This window comes from Rhodanobacter sp. Col0626, from assembly GCF_049994385.1.
Taxonomy (GTDB): Bacteria; Pseudomonadota; Gammaproteobacteria; order Xanthomonadales; family Rhodanobacteraceae; genus Rhodanobacter.
The window spans coordinates 3,602,367-3,626,528 of record NZ_CP188260.1 but is presented as its reverse complement, the minus strand read 5'-3'; the positions used below and the strand labels follow the sequence as shown (position 1 = coordinate 3,626,528).

At 60.8% G+C, this 24,162-nt stretch carries 19 protein-coding genes; 8 read left to right on the top strand and 11 right to left on the bottom strand.

Annotation, left to right across the window (positions count from 1 at the left end):
• Positions 1–4 precede the first annotated feature (4 nt).
• From rfbD to rfbB, 4 genes are read right to left on the bottom strand one after another with little or no spacing between them, the layout of a single operon-like run.
• Positions 5–940: a dTDP-4-dehydrorhamnose reductase gene (rfbD, locus tag ACPPVV_RS15945; RefSeq protein ID WP_426700851.1), complete on the bottom strand. Its 936-nt coding sequence runs from the start codon at positions 938–940 to the stop codon at positions 5–7.
• Complete coding sequence (gene rfbC / locus ACPPVV_RS15940) at positions 937–1,494, bottom strand: dTDP-4-dehydrorhamnose 3,5-epimerase (protein WP_426700850.1); 558 nt, start codon at positions 1,492–1,494, stop codon at positions 937–939. Before rfbC ends, rfbD begins: the two co-directional genes overlap by 4 nt.
• Positions 1,491–2,381: a glucose-1-phosphate thymidylyltransferase RfbA gene (gene rfbA, locus ACPPVV_RS15935; protein ID WP_426700849.1), complete on the bottom strand. Its 891-nt coding sequence runs from the start codon at positions 2,379–2,381 to the stop codon at positions 1,491–1,493. The genes rfbC and rfbA overlap by 4 nt, the downstream gene beginning before the upstream one ends.
• Positions 2,382–2,406: 25 nt before the next feature.
• A complete protein-coding gene (rfbB, locus tag ACPPVV_RS15930) occupies positions 2,407–3,456 on the bottom strand; it encodes a dTDP-glucose 4,6-dehydratase (protein WP_426700848.1) in 1,050 nt (349 codons plus the stop codon).
• A gap of 136 nt (positions 3,457–3,592) precedes the next feature.
• Between rfbB and ACPPVV_RS15925 the strand changes: the two genes are divergently transcribed.
• From ACPPVV_RS15925 to ACPPVV_RS15905, 5 genes are all read left to right on the top strand, one after another.
• Complete coding sequence (locus ACPPVV_RS15925; protein WP_426700847.1) at positions 3,593–5,023, top strand: glycosyltransferase family 4 protein; 1,431 nt, start codon at positions 3,593–3,595, stop codon at positions 5,021–5,023.
• A gap of 43 nt (positions 5,024–5,066) precedes the next feature.
• Entirely contained in the window at positions 5,067–5,555 is a 489-nt protein-coding gene (locus tag ACPPVV_RS15920) for a hypothetical protein (RefSeq protein ID WP_426700846.1), read from the top strand.
• 46 nt (positions 5,556–5,601) lie between these two features.
• Entirely contained in the window at positions 5,602–9,342 is a 3,741-nt protein-coding gene (locus ACPPVV_RS15915) for a glycosyltransferase (protein WP_426700845.1), read from the top strand.
• An 88-nt stretch (positions 9,343–9,430) separates the two neighbouring features.
• Complete coding sequence (gene gmd, locus ACPPVV_RS15910; protein ID WP_426700844.1) at positions 9,431–10,465, top strand: GDP-mannose 4,6-dehydratase; 1,035 nt, start codon at positions 9,431–9,433, stop codon at positions 10,463–10,465.
• The gene (locus tag ACPPVV_RS15905) at positions 10,449–11,357 is read left to right on the top strand and encodes an NAD-dependent epimerase/dehydratase family protein (protein WP_426700843.1); all 909 of its coding nucleotides are present in this window, start codon (positions 10,449–10,451) and stop codon (positions 11,355–11,357) included. The genes gmd and ACPPVV_RS15905 overlap by 17 nt, the downstream gene beginning before the upstream one ends.
• Here ACPPVV_RS15905 and ACPPVV_RS15900 read toward each other — a convergent pair.
• The 6 genes from ACPPVV_RS15900 to ACPPVV_RS15875 form a co-directional block, all read right to left on the bottom strand.
• Positions 11,354–12,580 (bottom strand): ABC transporter ATP-binding protein, encoded by a 1,227-nt coding sequence (locus ACPPVV_RS15900; RefSeq protein WP_426700842.1) that lies wholly within the window; start codon positions 12,578–12,580, stop codon positions 11,354–11,356. The two genes, ACPPVV_RS15905 and ACPPVV_RS15900, sit on opposite strands and share 4 nt — an antisense overlap.
• Positions 12,580–13,377 (bottom strand): ABC transporter permease, encoded by a 798-nt coding sequence (locus ACPPVV_RS15895; RefSeq protein WP_426700841.1) that lies wholly within the window; start codon positions 13,375–13,377, stop codon positions 12,580–12,582. The genes ACPPVV_RS15900 and ACPPVV_RS15895 overlap by 1 nt, the downstream gene beginning before the upstream one ends.
• 66 nt (positions 13,378–13,443) lie before the next feature.
• On the bottom strand, positions 13,444–14,316 hold the full coding sequence (locus ACPPVV_RS15890) for a class I SAM-dependent methyltransferase (protein ID WP_426700840.1): 873 nt from the start codon (positions 14,314–14,316) through the stop codon (positions 13,444–13,446).
• Positions 14,317–14,400: 84 nt separating this feature from the next.
• Positions 14,401–15,618 (bottom strand): acyltransferase family protein, encoded by a 1,218-nt coding sequence (locus tag ACPPVV_RS15885; protein WP_426700839.1) that lies wholly within the window; start codon positions 15,616–15,618, stop codon positions 14,401–14,403.
• Entirely contained in the window at positions 15,602–16,912 is a 1,311-nt protein-coding gene (locus ACPPVV_RS15880) for a glycosyltransferase (protein WP_426700838.1), read from the bottom strand. The genes ACPPVV_RS15885 and ACPPVV_RS15880 overlap by 17 nt, the downstream gene beginning before the upstream one ends.
• Entirely contained in the window at positions 16,909–18,402 is a 1,494-nt protein-coding gene (locus ACPPVV_RS15875; protein WP_426700837.1) for a hypothetical protein, read from the bottom strand. The genes ACPPVV_RS15880 and ACPPVV_RS15875 overlap by 4 nt, the downstream gene beginning before the upstream one ends.
• Positions 18,403–18,647: 245 nt before the next feature.
• On the opposite strand from ACPPVV_RS15875, the gene ACPPVV_RS15870 reads away from it, so the two are divergent.
• The 3 genes from ACPPVV_RS15870 to ACPPVV_RS15860 are packed head-to-tail and all read left to right on the top strand — an operon-like array spanning position 18,648 to position 21,992.
• Positions 18,648–19,814 (top strand): cystathionine gamma-synthase, encoded by a 1,167-nt coding sequence (locus ACPPVV_RS15870; RefSeq protein WP_426700836.1) that lies wholly within the window; start codon positions 18,648–18,650, stop codon positions 19,812–19,814.
• On the top strand, positions 19,811–20,647 hold the full coding sequence (locus ACPPVV_RS15865) for an ABC transporter permease (RefSeq protein WP_426700835.1): 837 nt from the start codon (positions 19,811–19,813) through the stop codon (positions 20,645–20,647). The genes ACPPVV_RS15870 and ACPPVV_RS15865 overlap by 4 nt, the downstream gene beginning before the upstream one ends.
• Positions 20,637–21,992 carry an ABC transporter ATP-binding protein gene (locus tag ACPPVV_RS15860; protein ID WP_426700834.1) on the top strand — a complete coding sequence of 452 codons (1,356 nt, stop codon included), beginning with the start codon at positions 20,637–20,639 and terminating at the stop codon, positions 21,990–21,992. The genes ACPPVV_RS15865 and ACPPVV_RS15860 overlap by 11 nt, the downstream gene beginning before the upstream one ends.
• 53 nt (positions 21,993–22,045) lie before the next feature.
• Here the strand turns inward: ACPPVV_RS15860 and ACPPVV_RS15855 are convergent, their stop codons facing one another.
• On the bottom strand, positions 22,046–24,100 hold the full coding sequence (locus tag ACPPVV_RS15855; protein WP_426700833.1) for an LTA synthase family protein: 2,055 nt from the start codon (positions 24,098–24,100) through the stop codon (positions 22,046–22,048).
• Positions 24,101–24,162 lie beyond the last annotated feature (62 nt).

Genomic DNA, 24,162 nt, shown 5'->3' with positions numbered 1-24,162 from the left:
GGGCTCAATGTCCTGGGGTGGCGAGCTGGTGCATGACCTGTTGCAAGCCTTGTTGCCAGTCGGGCAGGGCGTAGCCGAAGTGCTGCTGGAAGTCGCGATTGTCCAGCAGCGACCACGCCGGACGCACGGCGGGGGTGGGGAATTCGGCGCTGCCGATCGGCAGCACGCGTGGTGAGCGCGCGAGCAGGCCCGACGCGCTGGCCTGCTCGAAGATCGCGCTGGCGAAACCATGCCAGGTGGTTGCGCCACTGGCGACCAGATGATGCGTGCCCACCAGCGTGCGCCGGCCCGCGCTGTCGGCCTGTCGCCAGCAATCGAGTGCGGCGAGGGTGGCGCCGACGATCAACCGGGTATCGGTCGGTGCGCCGTGCTGGTCGGCCACCACACGCAATTCGTCGCGCTCGGCGCCGAGCCGCAGCATGGTGCGCAGGAAGTTGTGGCCGTGCGCGGCGTAGACCCAGGCAGTGCGGAAGGTCAGGTGATCGGCGCCGCTTTCGCGCAACGCCTGTTCGCCGGCCAGCTTGCTGCGGCCATAGGCGCCCAGCGGACCGGTCGGTGCTTCCACGGCATAGGGTTGTGACTGGCTGCCATCGAACACGTAGTCGGTGGAGTAGTGGATGACCAGCGCGCCGTGTGCGGCGGCCCAATCGCCCAGCACGCCGACGGATTCGCCGTTGACGCGGATGGCCAGCGACTCTTCCTGCTCGGCGCGATCGACGGCGGTGTACGCGGCGGCATTGATGATCACCTCCGGCCGCAGGCGATCGAGCAGGACGGGCAATGATTCGGGAATCGACAGGTCGGCGACCTCGCCGTGTCCACCGGCCGCCAACACGCCGTCGCGGGTGGCGGCGACGATTTCGCCGCGCGCAGCGAGACCGCCATGGTCGAGGAACGTACGGCCAAGCTGGCCATTGGCACCGGACAGCAGAATTTTCAAGGTACGAAAACCGGCAGCCGCTCCGCCGCAACGTCCTGCAACAGCGGGGTCTTGCCGTCCTTATCCGACAGCAGCGGCTCGCTGATCGGCCAGTCGATGCCGAGCGCCGCGTCGTTCCAGCGGATACCGGCGTCGGCCTGGGCGTCGTACAGCGCGGTGCATTGGTAGCTGAAGGTGGCGAAGTCGGAAACCACGCAGAAACCGTGCGCAAAGCCCTCCGGTATCCAGAAGTGCCGATGGTTGTCGGCGGTCAGCATCACGCCGATCGATCGCCCGAACGTGGGCGACCCGCGACGTATATCCACCGCCACGTCATAAACCTCGCCCTCCAGCACGCTGACCAGCTTGCCCTGTGGATTCGGCCACTGGTAATGCAGGCCGCGCAACACGCCGCGGGCGGAGCGCGAGACGTTGGACTGGACGAAGCGGTGATCGACGCCGGCGTCGCGGTACTTCGCCTCGTTGTAGCTCTCGTAGAAGAAGCCGCGGGCATCGCCGAACACCTGGGGCTCGAGAATCAGGGCGCCGGGCAGTGCGGTTTCAATCACCTTCATCGTACGTGACCTTGCGTGATCAATTGCTGCAGATAATGGCCATAGCCGGTCTTGGCCAGCGGCGCGGCCAGCGCCAGCAACTGCTCGGTGTCGATCCAGCCGTTGAGGTAGGCGATCTCCTCGGGGCAGCACACCTTGAGGCCCTGGCGGTTTTCGATGGTCTCGATGTAGTTGCCCGCTTCCATCAGCGAGTCGTGGGTGCCGGTGTCGAGCCAGGCGAAACCGCGGCCGAGCTGCTCCAGGTGCAGCGAGTTGTCTTCCAGGTAGCAGCGGTTGAGATCGGTGATTTCGAGTTCGCCACGTGGCGAGGGTTTCAGCGCCGCGGCGTAGTCGCAGACGCGGCCATCATAGAAATACAGGCCGGTGACCGCGTAGTGGGACTTGGGTTTGGCGGGTTTCTCTTCCAGCCCGATCACGCGGCCGGCGTCATCGAACTCCGCCACGCCATAGCGTTCCGGATCCTTCACCCAGTAACCGAACACGGTCGCGCCGTGGTCGCGTACTGCCGCGCGCTTGAGCCGTTCGGTCAGGCCCACGCCGTAGAAGATGTTGTCGCCGAGCACCAGGCAGCTGGGCTTGCCGTCGATGAAGTCGCGGCCGATGGTGAATGCCTGCGCCAAACCGTCCGGCGAGGGTTGCACGGCGTAGCGAATGTCGAGGCCCCACTGCGAGCCGTCGCCGAGCAGGCGCTGGAACATCTCCTGCTCGTGCGGCGTGTTGATCATCAGCACTTCGCGGATGCCGGCCAGCATCAAGGTAGCCAGCGGGTAGTAGATCATCGGCTTGTCGTACACCGGCAGCAGCTGCTTGCTTACCGCGCGGGTGATCGGATACAGCCGGGTGCCGGAACCGCCGGCGAGGATGATGCCTTTCTGCGTGTGGCTCATGCGCGAATCCTTGGTGATCCCGGCTTCATGAGCCGAGGCGCTCCATCCGGTAGCTGCCGTCGAGTACCCGTTGCACCCAGGGTTGCTGCGCGAGATACCAGTCCACCGTCTGGGCGATACCCGTTTCAAACGTCTGCGATGGTTTCCAGCCCAGCTCGTCCTGCAGCTTGCTGGAGTCGATCGCGTAGCGGCGGTCGTGGCCGGGACGATCTTTCACATACGTGATCAGCGACTCGCGCGGACGGCCATCGGCCAACGGCTGGCGGGCGTCGAGCAAGGCGCAGATCGTCTTCACCACGGCGATATTCTCGCGTTCGGCGTTGCCGCCGACGTTGTAGGTCTCGCCGACGCGGCCGGCTTCCAGCACCCGGCGGATCGCGCTGCAATGGTCGCCGACGAACAGCCAGTCGCGAATGTTCTTGCCATCGCCGTAAACCGGCAGCGGTTCGCCGGCCAGTGCCTTCTGGATCACCAGCGGGATGAGCTTCTCCGGGAACTGGTACGGACCGTAGTTGTTCGAGCAGTTGGTGGTCAGCGTGGGCAGCCCGTAGGTATGCTGGAACGCGCGCACCAGGTGATCGGAAGCGGCCTTGGACGCCGAGTACGGTGAATTTGGCGCGTAGGGCGTGGTTTCCGTGAACTTGCCCTCGGCACCCAGCGAGCCGTAGACCTCGTCGGTCGACACGTGCAGAAAGCGGAATCCTTCACGCGCGGCACCTTCAAGGCCGCGCCAGTAGTCGCGGGCACATTCCAGCAGGCCCAGCGTGCCGACGACGTTGGTCTGCACGAATTCGGCCGGGCCATCGATCGAGCGGTCGACGTGCGATTCGGCCGCGAAATTGACGATGGCGTCGGGCCGGTGTTCGGCCAGCAGTTTCGCCACCAACGCCCGGTCACCGATGTCGCCATGCACGAAAACGTGGCCGTCGTTATCCTGCAACGAAGCCAGCGTATCCGGGTTGCCGGCGTAGGTGAGCTTGTCCAGGTTGACGATCTGCAGCCCGTCGGCGACGGCCTGCAACACGAAATTCGCACCGATGAAGCCGGCTCCGCCGGTGACCAGCAGTGTCTTCATGTATCCCTCCAAGTTGATCCAAAGTATTCTGTCATATCAGGGATGACGAGTGGCAGAACGGCATGGCTCAGGCCCACTAGCCATGTTCGCGCGTAGCACAATTTGAGAACATGGCGTCGGCGCGGAAGTGCGGCTGTTGATCGCTCTTGACATGTCGTGTCGTGATGAAATGCGTGTTCCAGATGTACTCGAGGTGGTCGTGTCGGTACCTTCCCTGAAAACATTTCATCCGATCTTGAGGAGCTTTCTCATGCGGACGTTGTCGAGTCCGCGCTGGGCCGGGCTTCGCCAGGGGATCCCGCTGTCGATCCGGCAATGGGTACGTGGCCGGCTGGAGCGGCCGATCAAGCAAGGCCTGGGATTCAAGCGAACCGCTGACTGGCAGAATTCGCCGATCGTCATCGGCGCGCCGGTGGCTCGTCATGTCGAACAGGTCGCGGGGACGGCCCGTGGAGTCAATCTCCATGGCTATCTTTCCCGTTGGCTTGGACTTGGGGAATGCGCGCGACTCTACGCCAACGCGATGCTCGCCACGAATTATCCGGTTTCGCTGCACGACGTGGATATCAATATTCCGCACGCCCGGCACGACCATACGCTGGCCGGCCACCTCGGCGCGGCAGCGTCTTTCACGTGCGATCTGATCTTTGTCAATCCGGATCACTGGGAAGACACGTTGCTGAGTACGGGCATTTCGGCGGGCCAGAACCGCTATGTGATCGGTTACTGGTTTTGGGAGCTGGAGAATTTTCCGGAGGATTGGAGACTGGCGATCGACCAGGTCGATGAAATCATGGTTTCGTCGGCTTTCGTCGAACAGGCCATGCGACGGATCTGCAACAAGCCGGTGACACGCGTGCCATTGCCATTGGCGTCAGCGGGAAACGACAGCGGTTTGCAACGCGGGCATTTCGATTTGCGTGACGACGATTACGTCTTTTTCTGCTCTTTCGATTTCAACTCGACGGTCGCCAGGAAAAACCCCCATGCGGTCATCAATGCGTTCTGCCGGGCGTTTCCGCGAGGGGATGAAAAAGTCACGCTGCTTATCAAGTCGAGCAACGGCGATCGCAATACGGTGGCGCTGATGCAATTGTTGAGTGCCGCCGCGCGTGACCCGCGCATTCTGGTGCGCGACGACATGCTTGAACGCCGTGACCTGCAAGCATTGCACCGGTGCATCGACGTGTATGTGTCCCTGCATCGCTGCGAGGGCTTCGGGCTGGGCATGGCCGAGGCGATGTGCATGGGCAAAGCCGTGGTGGCGACTGCCTATTCCGGCAATATGGAATTCATGACGGCCACGAACAGCTGTCTGGTGAACTACCGGATGATCCCCGTGCGCCGCGGCGAATACCCTTACGCAGACGGCCAGCAATGGGCCGACCCCGATCCACGACATGCGGCGCAGCACATGCGCTCGCTGTACGAAGATCGCGCCCTGGGCCGCCGCCTGGGCGAGACTGCGGCGCGGGACATGGCGCGTGATTTTTCAGTCGAGGCGTGTATGAAAGTATTGGCGCAGCGATTGAGTCTGGTCGGTCGAGAACTGGACGAAGCTATCTGATGAACCTGGTTGCCACGGTTCGACCGGCGGACGGAGTGGAAAGATGAACGAATCTCGCGGCACGGCACCTGAAAATGGCGACGGGAGCAACCCGTCCGAGCCAGCGGCCTTGGACTGGCGCATGGTGGCAGAACAGCGGCTGGGGCGGTTGGTCGACATTGAACATGATCACGCGGTGATACGTGATCGGCTCGAGCTTCTGCAGGTCGATTATCGGGAAATCCTGGTGGCGAACACGGAACAACTGCAGCGCATCAGCGGTCTGGACCGTGAGCGCAGGGCGTTGACAGACAAGCTGGCCGATATGGAAAGAAGTCATTCCTGGCGTCTGACGCAGCCGTTGAGAGCGGTGTCGACTTGGTCTGGGGGCCCACAGCGTCGGGTCGGTAACCTGATGCGCGCGCTGCTGCGGATTCGGGTAGTGCGCCGTGGTGCGAGATTTATCGTGCGATGGACACCGGGCCTGCGGGAGCGCCTGCGTTCCAAACTGTATGCGCAGGCTGGACTGCCTGATCGCGGAAATTTCCATTGATCGGGGACGAATATGCGGCGTTCTCCTGGTGGCCCGGGGAGACCCAATGAGAATCGTGCTGGATCTCCAGGGCGCGCAGTCGCACAGTCGCCATCGGGGTATCGGACGGTACAGCCTGTCGATGTCGAAGGCCTTTGCTGCAGCGGCGGGTGAGCACGAATTGTGGCTGGCGTTGAACGGACGCCAGAACGAAAGTTCGTTGAGCCTGATCGAGCAGTTCGGGGAATGGATTCCGCGCGAGCGGATGCTGATCAACGAGTTGCCCCCAGGCATCGCCGGCTGTCATCCAGACAACCGTTGGCGCACGCTCATGGGCGCAGCAGCACAGGCCAATTTCCTTGCCAATGTCCAGGCGGACTGCATCTGGCACAGCAGCCTGTTCGAAGGGTGGGGCGACGAGTCCACGGCGGCGCTGGGTACCGGTACGGATGACGATCGTCATGTGGCCACGTTGTATGACCTCATTCCGTTGCTGAATCCGACGCGGCATCTGCGGGATGCCGCCTATCGCCGCTGGTATTACCGGCGACTCGGCCTGCTCAAACGCTGTGGGCTGTTGTTGACGATTTCGGAATCGTCGCGCCGGGAGGCGATCGATCAACTGCAGATAAAGCCGGACAAGATTGTCGTGGTATCCGGTGCCGCTGATCCGGTATTTCGCCCGATGCCTGTCGACGCTGCCGGCTGGGCGCGCTGGCAAAATGACTGGGGGCTGCGGCCTGGCTTCGTGCTGTATGCGGGCGGGTACGACGCACACAAGAATGTCGACACGTTGATCGCCGCGTATGCGGGCTTGCCTGTCGATCTACGAGAATTGCATCCGCTGGTGCTCGCCGGACGCTGCGATGCATCGAACGAAAAGCAGCTGCGCGGTTACGCGCGCAAACTGCGACTGGCGGACAGCAGTGTCATTTTTACCGGCGCGCTGGATGACGCGGAACTGGCGAGGTTGTATTCCAGTTGCACGGTGTTCGTCTCGCCGTCCCTGCACGAGGGCCTGGGATTGCCCTTGCTTGAGGCGATGGCGTGCGGTGCCGCGGTGATCGGTTCCAATACCACCAGTCTGCCCGAGGTCATCGGCTGTCCCGAGGCGTTGTTTGATCCACGCAGTCGCAGCTCGATGGCGGCAAAACTGCACGCCGTGCTGACGGAACGCGGTTTCGTCGAAAACCTGCGGGAGCACGCCGCGGTCCAGGTGCGGAAGTTCGACTGGCCCGGCAGCGCCCGCAAGGCCCTGGCGGCCATCGAGCGACATGCCCGTGACCGGCGCGCCGTTGTGCGGCTACCGCCCGCCCGCCCGCGGCTGTTCTATGTTTCGCCGCTGCCGCCGCTGCGCTCGGGCATCGCTGACTACAGCGCGCATTTGCTGCGGGAGTTGGCCAGTCACTACGAGATCGAGGTGGTTGTCGACCAGCTCGAGGTGATTGATCCATGGGTGCAGGCGAATTTTCCGATTCGTTCTGTGGACTGGTTCCAACAGCAGGACGATGCCGGCGCGCGGGTGCTGTACCACTTCGGCAACTCGCCGTTCCACGCGCACATGTTCAGCCTGCTGCGGCGGCATTCGGGCACGGTGGTGCTGCACGATTCATGGTTGGGTGCGGCGCGCAACTGGATGGCCAATGACGCCAGAGACCCAGGCAGTTTCCTGCGGCTGCTGTATGACAGCCATGGCTATGCCGGGCTGTTGCATGATCGACATTACGGGCGGGTCGCCACGCTCGACGCCTGGCCGGTCAACCGCGATGTAATCGATCACGCGCTGGGTGTGATCGTGCATTCGGACTATGCCGTGCAACAGGCACAGCGGTTTTACGGTATTGCTGTCGCGGCCAAGTTCACGGTGGTGCCGTTTCCCAAGGCACGGACACATGGCGATCGACGGGTTTCGCGTCGTTTGCTGGGCCTGGATCCGGATGATTTCGTGGTCTGCAGTTTCGGCATGCTGGCACCGACCAAGTTGAATCATCGCCTGCTGACGGCATGGCTGCAGTCGTCGTTGGCGACGGATGCCCGTTGTCACCTCATCTTCGTCGGCGAGAACGACGGTGGCGATTACGGCCAGACGCTGGCCGCGACGATCGCGTCCGTCCGCAGCGGAGTACGCATTCGCATCACCGGTTTTGTCAGCGCGCAAGGCTATGCCGATTACCTGGACGCCGCCGACGTGGTGGTGCAGTTGCGCACCGATTCGCGCGGCGAAACCTCGGCCGCCGTTTTCGATGCGCTGGCTCACGGCCTGCCGTTGATCGTCAACGCACACGGCACTGCGATGGAGTTGCCGGCAACGGCCGCGATCCGGATCGCCGATCACTTCAGCGACGACGAGCTCACCGTTGCATTGCAGGGCCTGAAAGAGAGCGATGCCCGGCGCGCGCAGCTTGCCGCGGACGCAGCACAGCTGGTCCAGCAACGGCATCACCCTGCCGAGGTGGCGCTGCAATACCGCGACGCCATTGAACGATTCGTCGGGGACACGGCAGAAGCCGAGCAACAGCGCCTGCTGACGGGTTTGCAGCGAACAGATGCCCGGTTTGCGATGGATGGCCCCGCCCGCGAGGAATTGTTGCAGGTGCTTGCGGCGAACCGACCGCGGATGGATCGACCGCACGTGTATGTCGACGTTACCGCGACGGCCGCGAGCGAGCTGCGCACGGGTATCGAGCGCGTGGTGCATGGCGTGTTGTCAGCACTGTTGCAGCACGGACAGGTGCAGTATCGGATCGAACCGGTGCGGCTGCACAAGGGCCGTTACGTGCTTGCTGCGGATTACGCCTTGCGCGTGCTTGAGCATGCGCCGATCGATTTGCCCGAAGATGAGGTCGTGCCGAGGGCCGGCGATATCCTGCTTGGGCTGGACTGGGTCGCCGACGCGTTGCCCGCCAATGCGGCGTTGCTCGACGCCTGGCGCGTGCGCGGCGTGCGCATGGTCTTCGTGGTCTACGATCTCTTGCCGGTACGTCACCCGCAGTGGTTTCCCGACGGTATCGCCACCATGCATGCGACATGGCTGAATTGCATAGGGCAGTACGCCGACGCATTGTTGTGCATCTCGCGTTTTGTAGCGGACGATGTTCGTCGATGGTTTGACGAACATCCACCCTTGCGCGATGGGCGGCTCCCGTTGGGTTACTTCTACCCCGGTAACGACCCGGCTGCGGCCCGGCCCAGCGCGGGCCTGCCACCGGAGGCACAACGGCTTCTGCGGCGGCTGCGTTCGACGCCGTCGTTCTTGATGGTCGGCACGATCGAGCCGCGCAAGGGCCATGCCCTCGTGCTGGACGCTTTCGAACGACTGTGGGCCGAAGGCATCGAGGCGAATCTCGTGGTTGTCGGTCGAGAGGGCTGGATGTCCGATGCGTTGGCCGCGCGCATGCGTTTACACGCGCACGCGGGAACCCGCCTGGTCTGGCTGGAGCGCGCCAGCGACGAATACCTGGAGCAGGTCTACGACGCTGCGCGTGCGCTGGTTGCCGCATCGGAGGGGGAGGGCTTTGGTTTGCCGCTGGTCGAGGCAGCCCGTCGCGGATTGCCGGTGATCGCCCGCGATATCCCGGTGTTCCGCGAGGTTTCCTCGACATTTGCCAGATACTTTGACGATGTGGACGAGCTGACCCGGCTGCTGCGAGAGGCCATGAAAACCGATCGGCCTGCCGTGGAGATGGTTGCCGACACCGCGTTGGGCTGGAAGGAAACGACCGGGCAGGTGTGGCGCATGCTCATGGATGTCGACCATTCCCACTGGCTGACCGCCTGGATGCCGCACCAGCCTACGCCTCGGGGATAGCCTGTTTGACGGGACCGGGACATCCCGCTTGGATGGACGCCCGCTTGCCCGTAGCATGTCCGTACTCAACCGTATGCAGGAACCGCGCATGAAGGCAGCTTTGATCACTGGCATCACCGGACAGGACGGTGCCTATCTGGCAGAGCTTTTGCTCCACAAGGGCTATCGCGTGGTGGGTGCGTATCGCCGGACCAGTTCAACCAACTTCTGGCGCATCGAGGAGCTGGGTATCAAGGACCACCCGCAACTGGAGCTGGTCGAATTCGACCTGACCGACATGGGCGCCGCGATCCGTCTGCTGCAGAGCTACCAGGTCACCGAGGTCTACAACCTGGCGGCGCAGAGTTTCGTTGGCGTGTCGTTCGACCAGCCAGTGACCACGGCCCAGATCACTGGCGTGGGTGCCTTGCACTTGCTCGAGGCGATTCGCGTGGTCGACCCCTCCATCCGGTTCTACCAGGCTTCGACCTCCGAAATGTTCGGCAAGGTGCAGTCGGTACCGCAGACCGAGGAGACGCCGTTCCATCCGCGCAGCCCCTATGGCGTGGCCAAGTTGTATGCGCACTGGATCACGGTGAATTACCGTGAATCGTACGGTCTGTTTGGCGCCAGCGGCATCCTGTTCAATCACGAGTCGCCATTGCGCGGGCGCGAGTTCGTTACCCGCAAGATCACCGATGCCGTCGCCAGGATCCGGCTCGGCAAACCCGATGTGCTGGAACTCGGCAACCTGGAAGCGCGACGCGACTGGGGATACGCGAAAGAGTACGTCGATGGCATGTGGCGCATGTTGCAGGTCGAAGCGCCCGACACTTACGTACTGGCCACCGGGCGCACCGAGACGGTGCGCAATTTCGCCGCCATGGCGTTTGCAGCGGCCGACATCGAGATCGCCTGGAAGGGCACGGAAGCCGATGAACACGGGGTGGACACCCGAACCGGCAAGACCGTGGTGCGCATCAACCCGCGCCACTATCGCCCGGCCGAGGTGGACCTGCTGATCGGTGACGCGGACAAGGCCAGGGTCGCGCTCGGCTGGTCAACCGAAACGTCGCTGGAATCGTTGTGCCGGATGATGGTCGAAGCCGACCTGCGCAGGAACGAGCATGGCTTTTCCTTCTGAGCCCGAGTCGCGGCGGGTGCTGGTCACCGGCTGCACGGGATTCACCGGCCAGCAGGTGACGGCGGAACTCGAACGCGCCGGTTACACGGTATGCAGCCTGTCGCAGGCGCCCGGCGCTGCGCCGGGCAGGCGTGTCGACCTGCTGGATGCCGCCGCGGTAAACACGGCGGTGGCGAGCATCCGTCCCTGGGCAGTGATCCACCTGGCTGCGATCGCTTTTGTCGCGCATGGCGACGTCGAGGCGGTCTATCGAACCAACATCGTGGGCACGCGTCATCTGCTCGCCGCACTGGCTGATTTGCCGGTACCGCCTTCAACAGTGGTGCTGGCCAGCAGCGCCAACGTATACGGCAACGCGGAAGGTCAGGTCGGTCCATTGGACGAACGCACCCCGGCGGCTCCCGCCAATGATTACGCGGTCAGCAAGCTGGCAATGGAGTACATGGCGCGGACGTGGAACCGGCGCCTGCCGCTGTTGTTCACCCGTCCGTTCAACTACACCGGCGTGGGACAGGACGAACGCTTTCTGATCCCCAAGATCGTCGGTCATTTCCGCCGTGGCGAGCGGCACATCGAGTTGGGCAATCTCGATGTCTGGCGCGAGTTCATGGATGTGCGGTCGGTGGCATGGGCGTATCGCCGGCTGCTCGAAACCGATGGCCGGGCCGATATCTTCAACATCTGCTCGGGTGCGAGCCATTCGTTGCGTGAGGTGCTGGCGATGATGGCCGAGATCGCCGGTTATGCGATCGATGTGAACGTGAACCCGGCTTTCGTGCGCGACAACGAGGTGCAGCGTCTCGAGGGCGATCCCACCCGTTTGCAGGCGCGGATAGGCCGGTTGCCGCCGCGCGAGCTGTCCGAGACGCTGCGCTGGATGTACGAAGCCTAGGCATGGCGGGTAATTTCCACGCTGGCATCAAGCCAGCTGGTGCCCACGAAATCCTCCTGTTTCGTGTTGAACACATGGAAGATCAGAGCGTTGTCGCGCCACTCGAAATTCTTGTCCAGGTGTGAATCCTCGCTCGATAGCGACACCGAGACGGAGTAGCTTCCCTTGCCGAGGCGGGCGGGGAAACTGAAACAGTAAGTGGCCTCTTCGCCCGCCGCCAGGTGCTCCAGCGGTTGTTCGAGGCGATGGGTGTTGATGCCATAGATGGCTTGGCCAAGCCGGTCTTTCAACAGGAAGCCAAGCACCAGTCGCGGCAGCGCCGCATTGGCCCGGATGCGTACCTGCAAACGCAGCGGTTCGCCCACTTCCACGGTATCGGCAGAACGATCGTGATGATTGAGCAGACGCACGTCGACAATGCTGGCTTCACCGGTTCCCGAGATCGTCGTGACCCGGCCATCGGCCAGAGTCTGCTGCCTGATCATCTGATGATTGTGCTCGGCCATCATCGCGTTGTAGTAGTCGAGTACGTCGACGGGCGTCCCCTGCATGCGGATGCGCCCGGCCTCCATCAGGATGGCGCGGTCGCACACGGTCTGGATCGCATAACGGTCATGCGACACGATCAGCAGGGTGGTGCCTTCGCGCCGGAACGTGCGGATCCGCTCGAAGCTCTTGTGCTGAAAGTACGAATCACCCACCGAAAGCGCCTCGTCGACGATCAGGATATCCGGTCGCTGCGCGGTGGCCACGCTGAACGCCAGGCGCATTTGCATACCGCTGGAATAGGTGCGCACCGGTTGGTCGATGTACTCGCCAATCTCGGCGAAAGCCTCGATCTGTGGCATCAGCCGGCCGATGTCCTCCAGCGAAAGGCCGAGCAGTTGGCCACCCATCACGGCGTTCTGGCGGCCGGTGAAATCGGGATGGAAGCCCATGCCCAGCTCAAGCATCGCCGCCACGCGTCCGCCGATCATGATCTCGCCACAACTGGGACGTACCGTGCCGGCGAGCATTTTCAGCAAGGTACTTTTGCCGGCGCCGTTGGCGCCGACGATGCCAACGGCTTCGCCGGCGCGCAGGTGAAAGTCGATGTCCTTCAACACCCAGTGTTCAACGTGACGCGGTTTGTGGCCCGGCAGGATCCATTCGGCCAGACGCGACCACTGTCCGGGGTATTGCTTGTAGGCCTTGCCCAGCCCGCTGACGCGAATATCGCCCATCAGAGTTCATCCACCATTTCGCCAGCACGTCGGCGAAACAACAGCAACGCAACCACGCACAGGACAGCGGCCATCACGGCCACCGGCCAGATGCCCCGCCAATCGGGCGCGCGTCCGTACACGAAAATACCCTGGTAGGCCTGCGCCAGCGGCGTCATCGGATTGAGTTTCATCCACGGCTGAATCGACGCCGGCAAGGTCGTGGTGGAATAGATGATCGGTGTGAACCAGAACCAGAACTGCAGAAGGATGTTCACGAACTGGCCAACGTCGCGGAAGAAGACGTTGAGCACGCCGGCAATGATGCCCAGGCCGGTAGCGAAGGCGACCTGCACCAGCAGGATCGGCAGCGCATACAGGATGATCCAGCCGGGAAAGCTGTGCGTCAACACGAGGAAGGCGAGGAAGATCGAAAAGGTGATCGCGAAGTTCACCAGTGCGTTGATCACGGTGATCGCAGGCAGGCAGATGCGCGGGAAATTCAGCTTCTTGATCATGTTCCCGTTATCCAGGAACACGGTCTGTCCACGTTGCAGGATCTCGCCGAACAATCCCCAGGTCAGCAGGCCGGCACACAGGAAAATGCTGTACGCATAAGGGCTGTCCATACCGGGCAGGCGAGTGCGCATCAGTTCGGAAAACACCACGGTGTAGACGGTGATCATCGCCAACGGCTGCAGCACCGTCCATGCCGCGCCGAGCAATGAGTTGCGATAACGCGCCTGGAAATCACGCTTGACGCTGCCCAGGATGAAACCACGATAGCGCCACAAGGCGCGGGAAAGGGTGGGGCTCATGCGGTTCCAGCTCCGGTCACTTGGTCACACGACGGGCGTGTTGCAGACAGTGGAGACGCATCGGCTTCAAGGCTTGCGTGCAACGATGATCTGGCTTTTCGGCATGAACTCATCCAGCTGTTGTTTGAGCTGCGCTCCCTGTGGCAGTGCCAGCACGGCGCGCCAAGCCTCGGTCCAGTGATCCAGTGCCGGATGGCTCGGTTTGTCCAGGTCCACTTTGCAGGCCCAGAACAGCGCCCACCAGATCGACCAGAAGAATCCGTACTGGGTGTGTTCCTCGATGACCAGGCCCGCGCGGGTAACCATGTCGGCAAATTGCGGTCGCTCGATGATGCGTACATGGTTGGGCTTCTGGAAATAGCTGGGCGGTGCCACATGTTTCTGCAAATTTTCCTGCAGCGAATCCGGTACGCTCAGTAGGTAAAGTGCGCCCGGCTTGCCGATGCGCACGAGTTCACCAAGCAACTGGTCTGGATCATCGACATGCTCGAGCACTTCCGTGCAAAGCACCCGGGTGGCCACGGCGTCCGCCAGCGGTAGCGGATTGCCGTCGCTGATGTGGGTGGCGTAGGCCTGCGGACTGATCTCGGCCAGCCGGGCCGCCATGGCGGCGATCACCTGCGGATCGATGTCGACCACCGTGACATGTGCGCCCCGACGAGCGCAGAACAGGCTGGCTCCGCCATCACCGCAGCCTACGTCGACCACGGTATCGCCAGGACCGATAGGGATGCCGCGAAACACCTCGTTGGAGTCGTTTTGGAACCAGCCGCTCAGCACGGCATCGTGCAGGCCGACACCGGTGGCGCCTGACAGATCGACAACGGGTTTGGCGGTTGAAGTCTCCGCGAACACTCCATCATTTGGCATGTCCGAGGCCTGCTCGGCGGAAGCCGAGTCAGGCAACAACCCGAGAAGTTTCTTGGTGAGGTTCGACATGCTCGATTTCCGTGAAATAAAGGCGACGTTGCGTACGGGGGTGTCGGTGGTAGCAGATGGCATTGTTGCAGGCAGTCGGCAGTCTCATGTCATGGGTTCGACCGTGTCTGTCGTCTTCATTACGTTGACCGCCGTCGACGAGGGTCGTGCCCGACGATGTCGGAACCTGTCAGCGATGTTTTTGCCGCGCTGACGCAGGGGTTGTTCAAGGTAGCGGTAATTCAGTTCGGCCAGCAAGGCGACCATGGCTACCGCCAACCCGGACAGCAGCCACGCAGGCATGATCTGCAGCGCGTCGTCGGTCGCACTGAGCCGGAAGCACAGTTCGCGCAAAAGGAAATAGACCGGAATGTGGATCAGGTAGATCGCATAGGAACGTGCCCCGATCCAGACCAGCAAGCGCTTGCACCATCCTTCGGGCAGCAGGTAGTTACGATCGTACGAGGCAAGCCAGACCAGGGCAGCGCAGAGCATGGCGATGGCGCTGATGCGAAAACGCCAACTGCCGTGATCGGCCGAGGCGAGCACCGCCAGAACCACCAGCAATACGCACGGCAGCAATGTCCGTAACCAGCCCAGGCGCAGCAGAAAACCCGGATTCAAGGTGGCATAGCTTCTGCCGGGCTCGGCGATCGCCAGGAGAACACCGAGAGCCAGCGCATCGGTACGCACCGACATCAGCAACGGCGTACGGAACACGCAAAGCTGGATCACGAACAACGCGACCATCAGCAGGGCGATGCGACGACGCAGGCATGCCACCAGCAACGGCAGCAAGAGGTAGAACTGTTCTTCCAGCGACAGGCTCCAGTAAACGAAACTGGCACCGTACTCGTAACGGAAAAACGCTTCGGCGAAACGGAAGTTGGCCACATCGAGCAGGCCGGCCAGGGTGGCCATCAGGTTGGCGTGGACACTGCCGAACGCATTGCTGCGATTGAACGTCACGACGGCCAGCATGATCAGGCCAAGCCACAGCCAGGCCGAGGGCAGCAAACGCCAGAAACGGCGAATCCAGAACGCTCCGATCACACCTGCCTGCTCGCGCAGGTTTCCCGCGCTGGCAGCCATCTGCGGCAGCAAACTGCGGGCGATGACGAAACCGGAGATGGCGAAGAATAGATCCACACCGAACCAGAAGTCCGCGTGTTGCAGCAGCCGGCCGACCAGAGGCAAGCCGGGATGAAAGAGGTTGCCTTGCATATGGTGAAAGGCCACGCCGACGACGGCGATGGCGCGCAGGCATTCGATGTCGCGATTGCGTCGCCTGCCTGGCGGCGCGTATTCAGGCCCGATCGACATGAGCGGAATCCGGCATGACGGCACCGCTGGCGATCAGGCGGTCATGAATGAACCGCTTGAGCCGCGGTCGCACTACGTCGATCGAACAATAACGCCGCAACGAGGCTGCAGCGGCAGCGCCCATGGCGGCATACACCAGTGGCTCATGTCTGGCGATTTGATAACTGCGCCGGTAGGCGTCGACCAGCGACTGGTAATGAATGCGCTGGCGCAGGGTGCGGTAGGCTTGGCGCTGGTCGTGTGGCCAAGTGCCGGGTTCCCCGCTGGAATCGATGACGAAAGCACTTTCGGGAGTGATGTAATCTCGCATAGACGTATGGCATGGAGCCACGGCGGGCTTGCCGGCCGACATGTATTCCATCAGCGGCAGGCACTGGCCCTCGCCGTGCGAGGTGTTCACTGCATACGTGGTGGCACGCAGCAGCGTGTTGTATTCCGGTTTCTGCAGGTAGGCATGCACCAACACCACACGGCACGATAACCGGCCCATCTTGTAGACCGCCTCGAGCAGGTTTGGAGTGATGTCGGACGGATCGTAATGGGTCAGCTTGATCAGCAAAGTGGCATCGGGCTTGTCGCGCAACGCGTCACAGAACCCAGTGATCATCTCCAGCCAGTTCTTGCGTGCGTCGTGAGGATTGAAGATGGCGGTGTACAGCACGCCGTCGAGCGTGAGCTCGACCTCATCCCCGGGCGGGTTCGCCGGCAGCGGCAATGTTCCCGGCATGGCGGCCATCATCAGGCTTTTGCGATACGCCGAGAGATCGATGCGGCGGCTGTCGATGACGCGTCCTGCTACAGACAAGGTGACAGGGCTGGACGAAATCCCACGCAATGCCTGCATACGGTCCCATAGCGGCGCTGGCACGCAGACTATCGGGAAATCGGCATCCAGGGCGGCTCGGGTGCAATCGACCGTGAAGCTGGAATGAGTGAGCGCGGCACCGAGCTTCGCCAGTACGCGCGTCCAGTCATTGCGCGGCTTGCCGCCGAATGCCTCGCTGGGCAACGCCTCGTATTCCCACGCAAACACCGGGATGGTCGGACAGGCGAGCCCGATCGGCGTCTTGTTCGGCGGCATGAAGCTCAAGAACACGCAAGGCTCGTCGCGACCGCTGCAGGCTGCGTAGATCGCGTCTACCTCGTGTTCCGGATCGCTGACTTCGATGACAGTGCCCAGTTCGTCGAGTAGCGGGCGGAATTCGTCCACCACGAAACGATAGCTGTATTCCGGACGCCCCAGCCGTTGAGGAAGTTGCTGCGTCGCGGTGCTGGTATGGATGATCAGAATCATGAGACGACGGACATGGGTTGTGCTGCTTGCTGCGAAAAAGCCGACTTGCCGATCGCCGGCTCAGCCGATTCGTGCGGTAAATCCGGGCACAGGAATGCGTGCAGGAGTGACTTCACCGTACCGGAGCCGCAATAGACTTGCATGGCGGTACGCGCCTGATGAGACATTTGCCGATAGCGGGCTGGATCGTGCTGGGCCACCTCGAAGCTGCAGCGATATGCCTCGGTGAGTGCCTGCCAGTCGAGCTGGTGATAAGACGTGCGATTGACCTCGTTGTCGCCATGCGGCCATACCGTCGGCACACCGGGGTAACTTGGCACCACGAACGCCAGATCATCGCGAATGTAATCCGCCATGGCCGTATTGTCGGGAGCGATCGCCGGCACCCCCTGGCTGAGAAACTCGACCAGCGGCAGGCACAGGCCCTCGCATAGCGAGGTATTTACGTAATAGGTGGTGGCGCCAATCAGCGCCTCGTAGTCCTCGTCCGACAAGTAACCGTTGATGGCGATGACCCGACATTGGATCGGTGACAGTTTGGTCAACGTCATCAACAGACGGATGTGCTGTGAAGCCAGGTCGGTACCGGTCAACTTCAGAATCAACGTAGCGTCGGCGTTGTCGCGGAAGGTCCAGCAGAATGCTGTGATCAGATCTTCCCAATTCTTACGTCCCGCCGCGGGCGCCAGTACGGCCGTATAGACGACGCCATGCAGGTGAGTGCAGATGCGCTGGACCGGAGGCAAGTCCCAGCCAACGCCCAGCGGCGCAGATTCGTCTTGATCCATGGCGAGGGAGGCGCATGCGCTCACTGGTGCGCTCGTGACAAGCGAATCTTGGATATCTGGGGCGCGCCGAGGTGCTGGCAGATCATCCAGGTCATGCGGATGAAAAGCGGTTTCATCTTCCTCATCGAGGCAGACCAGCCCGCTTGCGTCGAGACCCATGCGGGCGCTGTCCGCCACGCTGGCATTCAGCCTGAGCAAAACGCCTTCCGGCTCGGGTGGTACCTGCGGTGGCGTCCGACGAGTGAAGGGTTTGATCGGCGAGGGGATTGCCACGATAGGAAAGTCGGGCCCAAGGCTTCGCTGCACCGCTTCCACAGTGTGGCTGGATAGCGTGATCGCGCGGCCGGTGCGGCACAGCACATAACGCCAGTCATGGCGTGGGTCATCCCCCCAGCATGCCTCTTCGATGCGTTCGGGAATATCGGGATACTCCCAGGCGAACACCGGGATGGTCGGACAGGCCAGGCCCAGGGGCGTCTTGTGGGGCGGTGCGAAAGACAGCAGGACACAACGTTCGTTTACGGCGAGGCATTGGGTATATATCGCTTCGGCTTGCGCCGGGTCTTCCAGAGGGATGACCTCCCCCAGTTCAGCGAGCACTCCGGAAAACGCCCGCAGCAGGAAGAAATAGCTGTACTCAGGTGCGCCAAGATGCTGGCCGATGCTGCGCTTGTCCACTTGGGCGTGTAGAAGAAATTTCATGCGGTTCCGTTCAGCGGCCACGGGGCACGGTTGGAAGACCAGTGGCTCCAGGAAGTGCATGGTGCCGCAGTATGGCCGGATCGGGAACACCAGGCGACCTGGCGGCCATTCGAGTCAGTTCCGGGCCGGTGATTTGCCGAGCACAAAGATGAACGACCCGTTTGGGGCGTTTTTGCGGACTAGGGTGACGAGGTAAGATGGACGCTTTATGGCTTGCCTCTGCCAGGCCTGGACATTCGAGCAACATGAAAAAGCCGAGCAAGACCGCATTACACGGCCTGGGCACCCGTGCCATCCACGCCGGACAGCATCCCGATCCCAGCACTGGCGCCATCATGACGCCGATCTACGCCACCTCCACCTACGTGCAGGAAAGCCCGGGCAAGCACAAGGGGTACGAATATTCGCGCACGCAAAACCCCACGCGGATGGCCTACGAGCGCTGTGTGGCGGATCTGGAGGGTGGCGTCGCCGGTTTCGCGTTTGCCTCCGGTCTGGCCGCGGCGGCGACGGTGCTGGATCTGCTTGATTCGGGCAGCCACATCATCGCGATGGACGATCTTTATGGCGGCACCTATCGCCTGTTCGAGAAGGTGCGCCGACGTTCGGCGGGGCTGGATTTCAGTTTCGTCGATCTGAACGACACCGCCGCGATGAAGGCTGCACTGAAGCCCAACACGCGAATGATCTGGGCGGAGACGCCGACCAATCCGATGCTGAAGCTGGTTGATCTGGCCAAGGTCGCCGCGTTTGCGAAAAAACACGGCCTGATCCTGGTAGTGGACAACACATTCTGCTCGCCGATGGTGCAGCGCCCCCTGGAATACGGTGCGGACCTGGTGCTGCATTCGGCCACCAAGTACCTCAACGGCCACTCCGACATGGTCGGCGGCATCGTGGTTGCCGGCAGCAAGGAACTGGCTACCCAGATGGGCTTCCTGCAGAACTCGGTCGGCGCGGTGGCCGGCCCGTTCGATTCTTTTCTCGCCATGCGCGGTCTGAAGACCCTGCATCTGCGCATGAAGGCGCACTGCGAAAGCGCGCTGGAGCTGGCGAAGTGGCTGGAAAAACACCCTGCCGTCGAGCGGGTGATCTATCCGGGTCTCAAGAGCCATCCGCAGCATGCGCTGGCCAAGCGCCAGATGCAGGGCTTTGGCGGCATCATCACGATCGAGGTGAAAGGTGGCCTGAAAAAGGCTCGCCGCATGCTGGAACGCTGCGAGCTGTTTGCCTTGGCCGAATCGCTCGGTGGCGTCGAAAGCCTGATCGAGCACCCGGCGATCATGACGCACGCCTCGGTGCCTGCGGCCAACCGCAAGCGGCTGGGGATCAGCGACGGGTTGGTGCGGCTGTCGGTGGGGGTAGAGGACGTGGAAGATCTCAAGAACGAGCTGACAACTGCGCTTCGATGATGCATATCCTCGTCCCAACGCGAAAAGGTCGGTGGTGGTACGCAACTGCGCCAGTTCTTTCCATCGCAAGACAATGGTCGCTCTACCGCCGCATGGTGGCTCGAGACCTGAGTTTGCGATATCGCGGTTCCGTACTTGGCGCTGTATGGTCAATGCTGAATCCACTGTCCCTATTGGTGGTGTTCTCATTCGTGTTTGGTGTCGTGCTGAATGCCCGTTGGGGCGTAATGCCAGGTGCAAATTTCCCATTGCTCCTGTTTGCCGGATTGGTACCTTTTATCTTCCTGTCCGAGAGCATTACACGGGCGCCGATGCTTATTCTTGAGAACAGCAATTACGTTAAGAAGGTCGTGTTTCCGCTTGAGCTGTTACCGTTTGTCGTTACAGGTAGCGCCCTGGTTAACCTTGGTATTGCCCTGCTTATTCTGTTGCTGGGGCAGCTCTGGGTCATGGGTGGGATTACCTATAACTGGATCTTTGTGCCACTGGTGATGGCGCCACTGGCAATGTTGGCTACAGGCGTAGTCATGTTCATGTCATCGCTTGGCGTATTTATTAGAGATCTTGCGCAGATGACGAGTGTCATCACCATGCTTTTGATGTACATGAGTCCGATCCTTTTTCCCATCAGCATGGTGCCGCCGGCATATCGCCCGTTCCTGAGCCTGAATCCATTGACGTTGCCGGTCACCCAGTTGCGTCAGGTCACCCTGGAGGGGCGATCTCCGGATTGGGCTGCGCTGGGTATCTACTATCTTGTCGCGTATACGGTTCTTGTCATCGGTTTCTGGTGGTTTTGGCGCACCAAGAAAGGATTTGCCGATGTCATCTGATCCTGCCATTGAAGTTCGTGGATTGTTCAAGAGCTACCAAATTTTTGAGCGGCCGGTGCATCGCTTGTGGCAAATGATTTTACGAGGTCGAAAAAATTTCTTTCGTGAACACCGTGTGCTGGTGGATATATCGTTCAGTGTGGCAGCCGGGGAAACCGTAGGGATAATCGGTCGCAATGGTTCCGGCAAATCGACGTTATTGCAGATCGTTTGCGGAACGCTTGAAGCGACTGCGGGAGCATGCAGTGTCAACGGTCGCGTCGCCGCACTCCTGGAACTTGGCGCTGGGTTCAATCCTGAGTTTACCGGGCAGGAAAACATCTACATGAGTGGACAGATCCTCGGGTTGACTAACGAGGAAGTTGATGCGCGTTATGCATCGATTGTTGCTTTTGCAGATATTGGCGACTACGTCGATCAGCCGGTGAAGACCTACTCCAGCGGCATGTTCATGCGCCTGGCTTTTGCGGTCATTGCTCATGTGGACGCCGATGTCTTGATCGTAGACGAGGCCCTTGCGGTGGGGGATGCATATTTCGTCCAGAAATGCATGCGTTTCCTTCAGCGTTTCCGCGATGCGGGTGGTACCTTGCTTTTCGTAAGCCATGACAGCACGACAGTCACAGGACTCTGCGACAGGGCAATTTGGTTACACGAGGGTCGTATACGAATCGACGGCAGCCCCAAAGATGTCATGCAAGCATATCTTGCCGACCTTTATAGGCATGAGCAGGGCGACGACGAGGTGTCCATGCATATTGCCCAACAGTCGAGCGCCATGCTTCACGATGGAATGGACGAGGATTTTATCGATGTCCGACGCGACCTGGTGATTTCGTCGAACCTTCGCAATGATCTGGAAGTCATGCGTTACGACCCGAGTGGCGAGTCTTTCGGAAAAGGTGGTGCATTCATAGCCGGTGCGCGACTTCTCGACGTGCAGGGAGCACCTTTGGCATGGTCCGTGGGCGGCGAAACTGTCTCGTTTGTCGTCAATCTGCGGACCCATCAGACGATCGAAAACCTGATCGTGGGTTTCATCGTCAAGAACAAGCAAGGCCTACCCCTGTTCGGCGACAACACCTACCTTTCATATCTCGAACATGGTGTGTCGTGCTCAGAAGGTCAGAACTGGATCGCCCGTTTTGACTTCCGGATGCCGATACTGCCGGCGGGCGAATATGCGATTTCGGTGGCGGTCTCTGATGGAAGCCAACGCGATCATGTCGTGCACCAGTGGCAACACGACGCGTTGATCATTACTAGTCATTCGTCGCAGATAAGCACGGGTCTCATTGGTATCCCCATGCGTCGAATCGAGCTGACTCGCGTAGGCGATGTCTGAGCTCTCTAGGGATACTTGCGGAGGCTAAATGCATGGTCATTAGACCGCCGGAGCTAGTGATGAGTCCCACATCCGATTGTCGTGCACTGCATCTGCACAAGTCGCAGCGTCACCGGCCAACAACGAGCTTCGCTGTTCTGACGATCGCGTTTGATGACAAGTTGATTGACCCCATCAAGCATCACAGTTGTGATGTTGGCTGCGCGGTCAATTACTCCCGTCGCCAATTGATGATTGTCCGCGCTGTATGTGAGCCGCTGGGCTCCAGTGCAAGTTGCGTCAATGGTGTAGGGCCGGAAGGTTATGCTTCCGACTTTGCCATCCAGCTTGAGAGTGGCCAAGTCTCCAGCGGAACTAGGGTCAAACAGGATATCTTGTTTGACGGACGGGTTCGATTTGCCCGCGCTGAGAAGTCGTGGCAGAAGTTTTCCAATTTCACGCTGGTCAAGAACGATCTCGGCGGCGTCTTGACGTTTAGTTCCGGATAGCAGCATGTTCGCGGCGATGCTCCCGTACTCGTCGAAAAGCTTTTGCCGGAAGGCCTCGTTCGTCGCTGATTTCATGGCGCGTCGCGCGGCTGCGTTTGCGCGGAGATAAGAAGTCATCGGCAATTGGGCAGCTTCCATGACCCAGCCAGGTATCAAGTAGCTGCTCATCTCATGAGGTAAAGGCGGGACGTTGAAATTCGACCACACTGCCACGGGCGGCCAGTGCTCTGTCGCTTTCTTCCCATCCTTGAAACAACGTTCTTTATAAGTCGATGCCAAGCCTGGCAGGTGATCGCCGTAAATCAGCGCGACAGTCGGCCTATTGCGTTTATCCAGCGCATCAGTAAGCTCTTTCCATGAGGAGTCGGCGGCCTTGGCTCGCTGTACGTAGTCAGTCAATTCCCGATCCGCTGCGTCCTCGCCGGGCGTGTCAGCGCCCCAGGGCCCGTGATTTTGCATGCTGATGGCAAAGACCATCGTAGGGTCGCTCGTTGCTGATAATTCCGACAGCACGGCAGCAGTCAATGCGCTGTCACTTATATGTCCCTGTAGCCCTATATCGCGGTCGGAGAACGCCGTCTTATCGATGAAGTACTCAAATCCTAGCGCTGGGATGGCAAAACTTCGACGCCAGAAATCACGTTCATTGGGGTGAATGGCGATGGTGCGATAACCGAGCACGGATAGTACGTTCGGGAGTGCAGCTACTGGCCGCTTAAGCAAATCGAAGTAGGCAAATTGATTACCGGGAAAGAATTTTGTAGGCGCCCCGGAAAGAACCTCGAACTCCGTTTGCAGTGTGCGACCACCGAACACGGGCACATGCAAATTGCTCGGTTTCGATTCGGCAATCGTTGTCAAGATTGGTTCGTCTGGCAATCCGCATAAACTTGAAGGCTCGAAAAGCGACTCGCTTTGCACTATCACGATGTCTGGACGTAACGTCGTGGCCTGATGAATTTCTGCGATTGCGCTGTGCACGGACGCTTCGTCGTGGAAGCGTTCGACAGCCGTAGGGTCACTGCGAATAAGCACGCTTACTGCATCGCGGGCGCCGAAAAGAAGGTTGGCGGTCACCCCGAAGTATGTCGCTTCCTCCGTCTGTTGGAACGGATTCCAACCCCTGCTCGGCAAGGGTATCGTGGATTTGTTGGCCACCACTGCAACGAGAAACAGAGCTGTTGAACCAGCAACAATTGCGCGAAACTGGGGCGACATTTTCGTTCGCCGAAGTCGCCAGAACCCGACAAGTAGCAACAGGACAATCACGGTGCCGGTGAGAAGCAGACCACCCTTGGCAACGAACCCAACGATCAGTTGGGGGTCCTGCAGGAACATGGGTAGTAGCTTGATATCAGCATAGGATAGGTGGCTGTGCAGGATTCGGTTCTTCTGGACATCAGCAGTAATGACCAGCGTCTGGACTATGATCGTCGCTATAAAGGAAAAGGGCGCCCTTGTCGTCAGCCCATACAACATGCAAGCGAAAAAGACAGCTGGAATCACATTGACCAGTATCAGATATGGGCCCATGGCGAGTCGGATCTGATGATCTATGAGTATTACCGCAACTGACGTGGCAATAACCAGTACCAAGAGATCAAGAGCAATTCGTTTCATCTAGGTTTTCAGCTCCAATTAGCGTGGATAGCATATCCAGCCGCCTTCCCATGCCAGGGACA

What these genes read in the sequence shown, in the direction of transcription:
- gmd (WP_426700844.1), top strand. Translation starts at nt 9,431, where the DNA reads ATGAAGGCAGCTTTGATCACTGGCATCACCGGACAGGACGGTGCCTAT.
- rfbC (WP_426700850.1), bottom strand. Translation starts at nt 1,494, where the DNA reads ATGAAGGTGATTGAAACCGCACTGCCCGGCGCCCTGATTCTCGAGCCC.
- ACPPVV_RS15915 (WP_426700845.1), top strand. Translation starts at nt 5,602, where the DNA reads ATGAGAATCGTGCTGGATCTCCAGGGCGCGCAGTCGCACAGTCGCCAT.
- rfbA (WP_426700849.1), bottom strand. Translation starts at nt 2,381, where the DNA reads ATGAGCCACACGCAGAAAGGCATCATCCTCGCCGGCGGTTCCGGCACC.
- ACPPVV_RS15855 (WP_426700833.1), bottom strand. Translation starts at nt 24,100, where the DNA reads ATGAAACGAATTGCTCTTGATCTCTTGGTACTGGTTATTGCCACGTCA.
- ACPPVV_RS15860 (WP_426700834.1), top strand. Translation starts at nt 20,637, where the DNA reads ATGTCATCTGATCCTGCCATTGAAGTTCGTGGATTGTTCAAGAGCTAC.
- ACPPVV_RS15895 (WP_426700841.1), bottom strand. Translation starts at nt 13,377, where the DNA reads ATGAGCCCCACCCTTTCCCGCGCCTTGTGGCGCTATCGTGGTTTCATC.
- ACPPVV_RS15865 (WP_426700835.1), top strand. Translation starts at nt 19,811, where the DNA reads ATGATGCATATCCTCGTCCCAACGCGAAAAGGTCGGTGGTGGTACGCA.
- ACPPVV_RS15905 (WP_426700843.1), top strand. Translation starts at nt 10,449, where the DNA reads ATGGCTTTTCCTTCTGAGCCCGAGTCGCGGCGGGTGCTGGTCACCGGC.
- rfbB (WP_426700848.1), bottom strand. Translation starts at nt 3,456, where the DNA reads ATGAAGACACTGCTGGTCACCGGCGGAGCCGGCTTCATCGGTGCGAAT.
- ACPPVV_RS15870 (WP_426700836.1), top strand. Translation starts at nt 18,648, where the DNA reads ATGAAAAAGCCGAGCAAGACCGCATTACACGGCCTGGGCACCCGTGCC.
- ACPPVV_RS15880 (WP_426700838.1), bottom strand. Translation starts at nt 16,912, where the DNA reads ATGATTCTGATCATCCATACCAGCACCGCGACGCAGCAACTTCCTCAA.
- ACPPVV_RS15885 (WP_426700839.1), bottom strand. Translation starts at nt 15,618, where the DNA reads ATGTCGATCGGGCCTGAATACGCGCCGCCAGGCAGGCGACGCAATCGC.
- ACPPVV_RS15920 (WP_426700846.1), top strand. Translation starts at nt 5,067, where the DNA reads ATGAACGAATCTCGCGGCACGGCACCTGAAAATGGCGACGGGAGCAAC.
- ACPPVV_RS15875 (WP_426700837.1), bottom strand. Translation starts at nt 18,402, where the DNA reads ATGAAATTTCTTCTACACGCCCAAGTGGACAAGCGCAGCATCGGCCAG.
- ACPPVV_RS15890 (WP_426700840.1), bottom strand. Translation starts at nt 14,316, where the DNA reads ATGTCGAACCTCACCAAGAAACTTCTCGGGTTGTTGCCTGACTCGGCT.
- ACPPVV_RS15900 (WP_426700842.1), bottom strand. Translation starts at nt 12,580, where the DNA reads ATGGGCGATATTCGCGTCAGCGGGCTGGGCAAGGCCTACAAGCAATAC.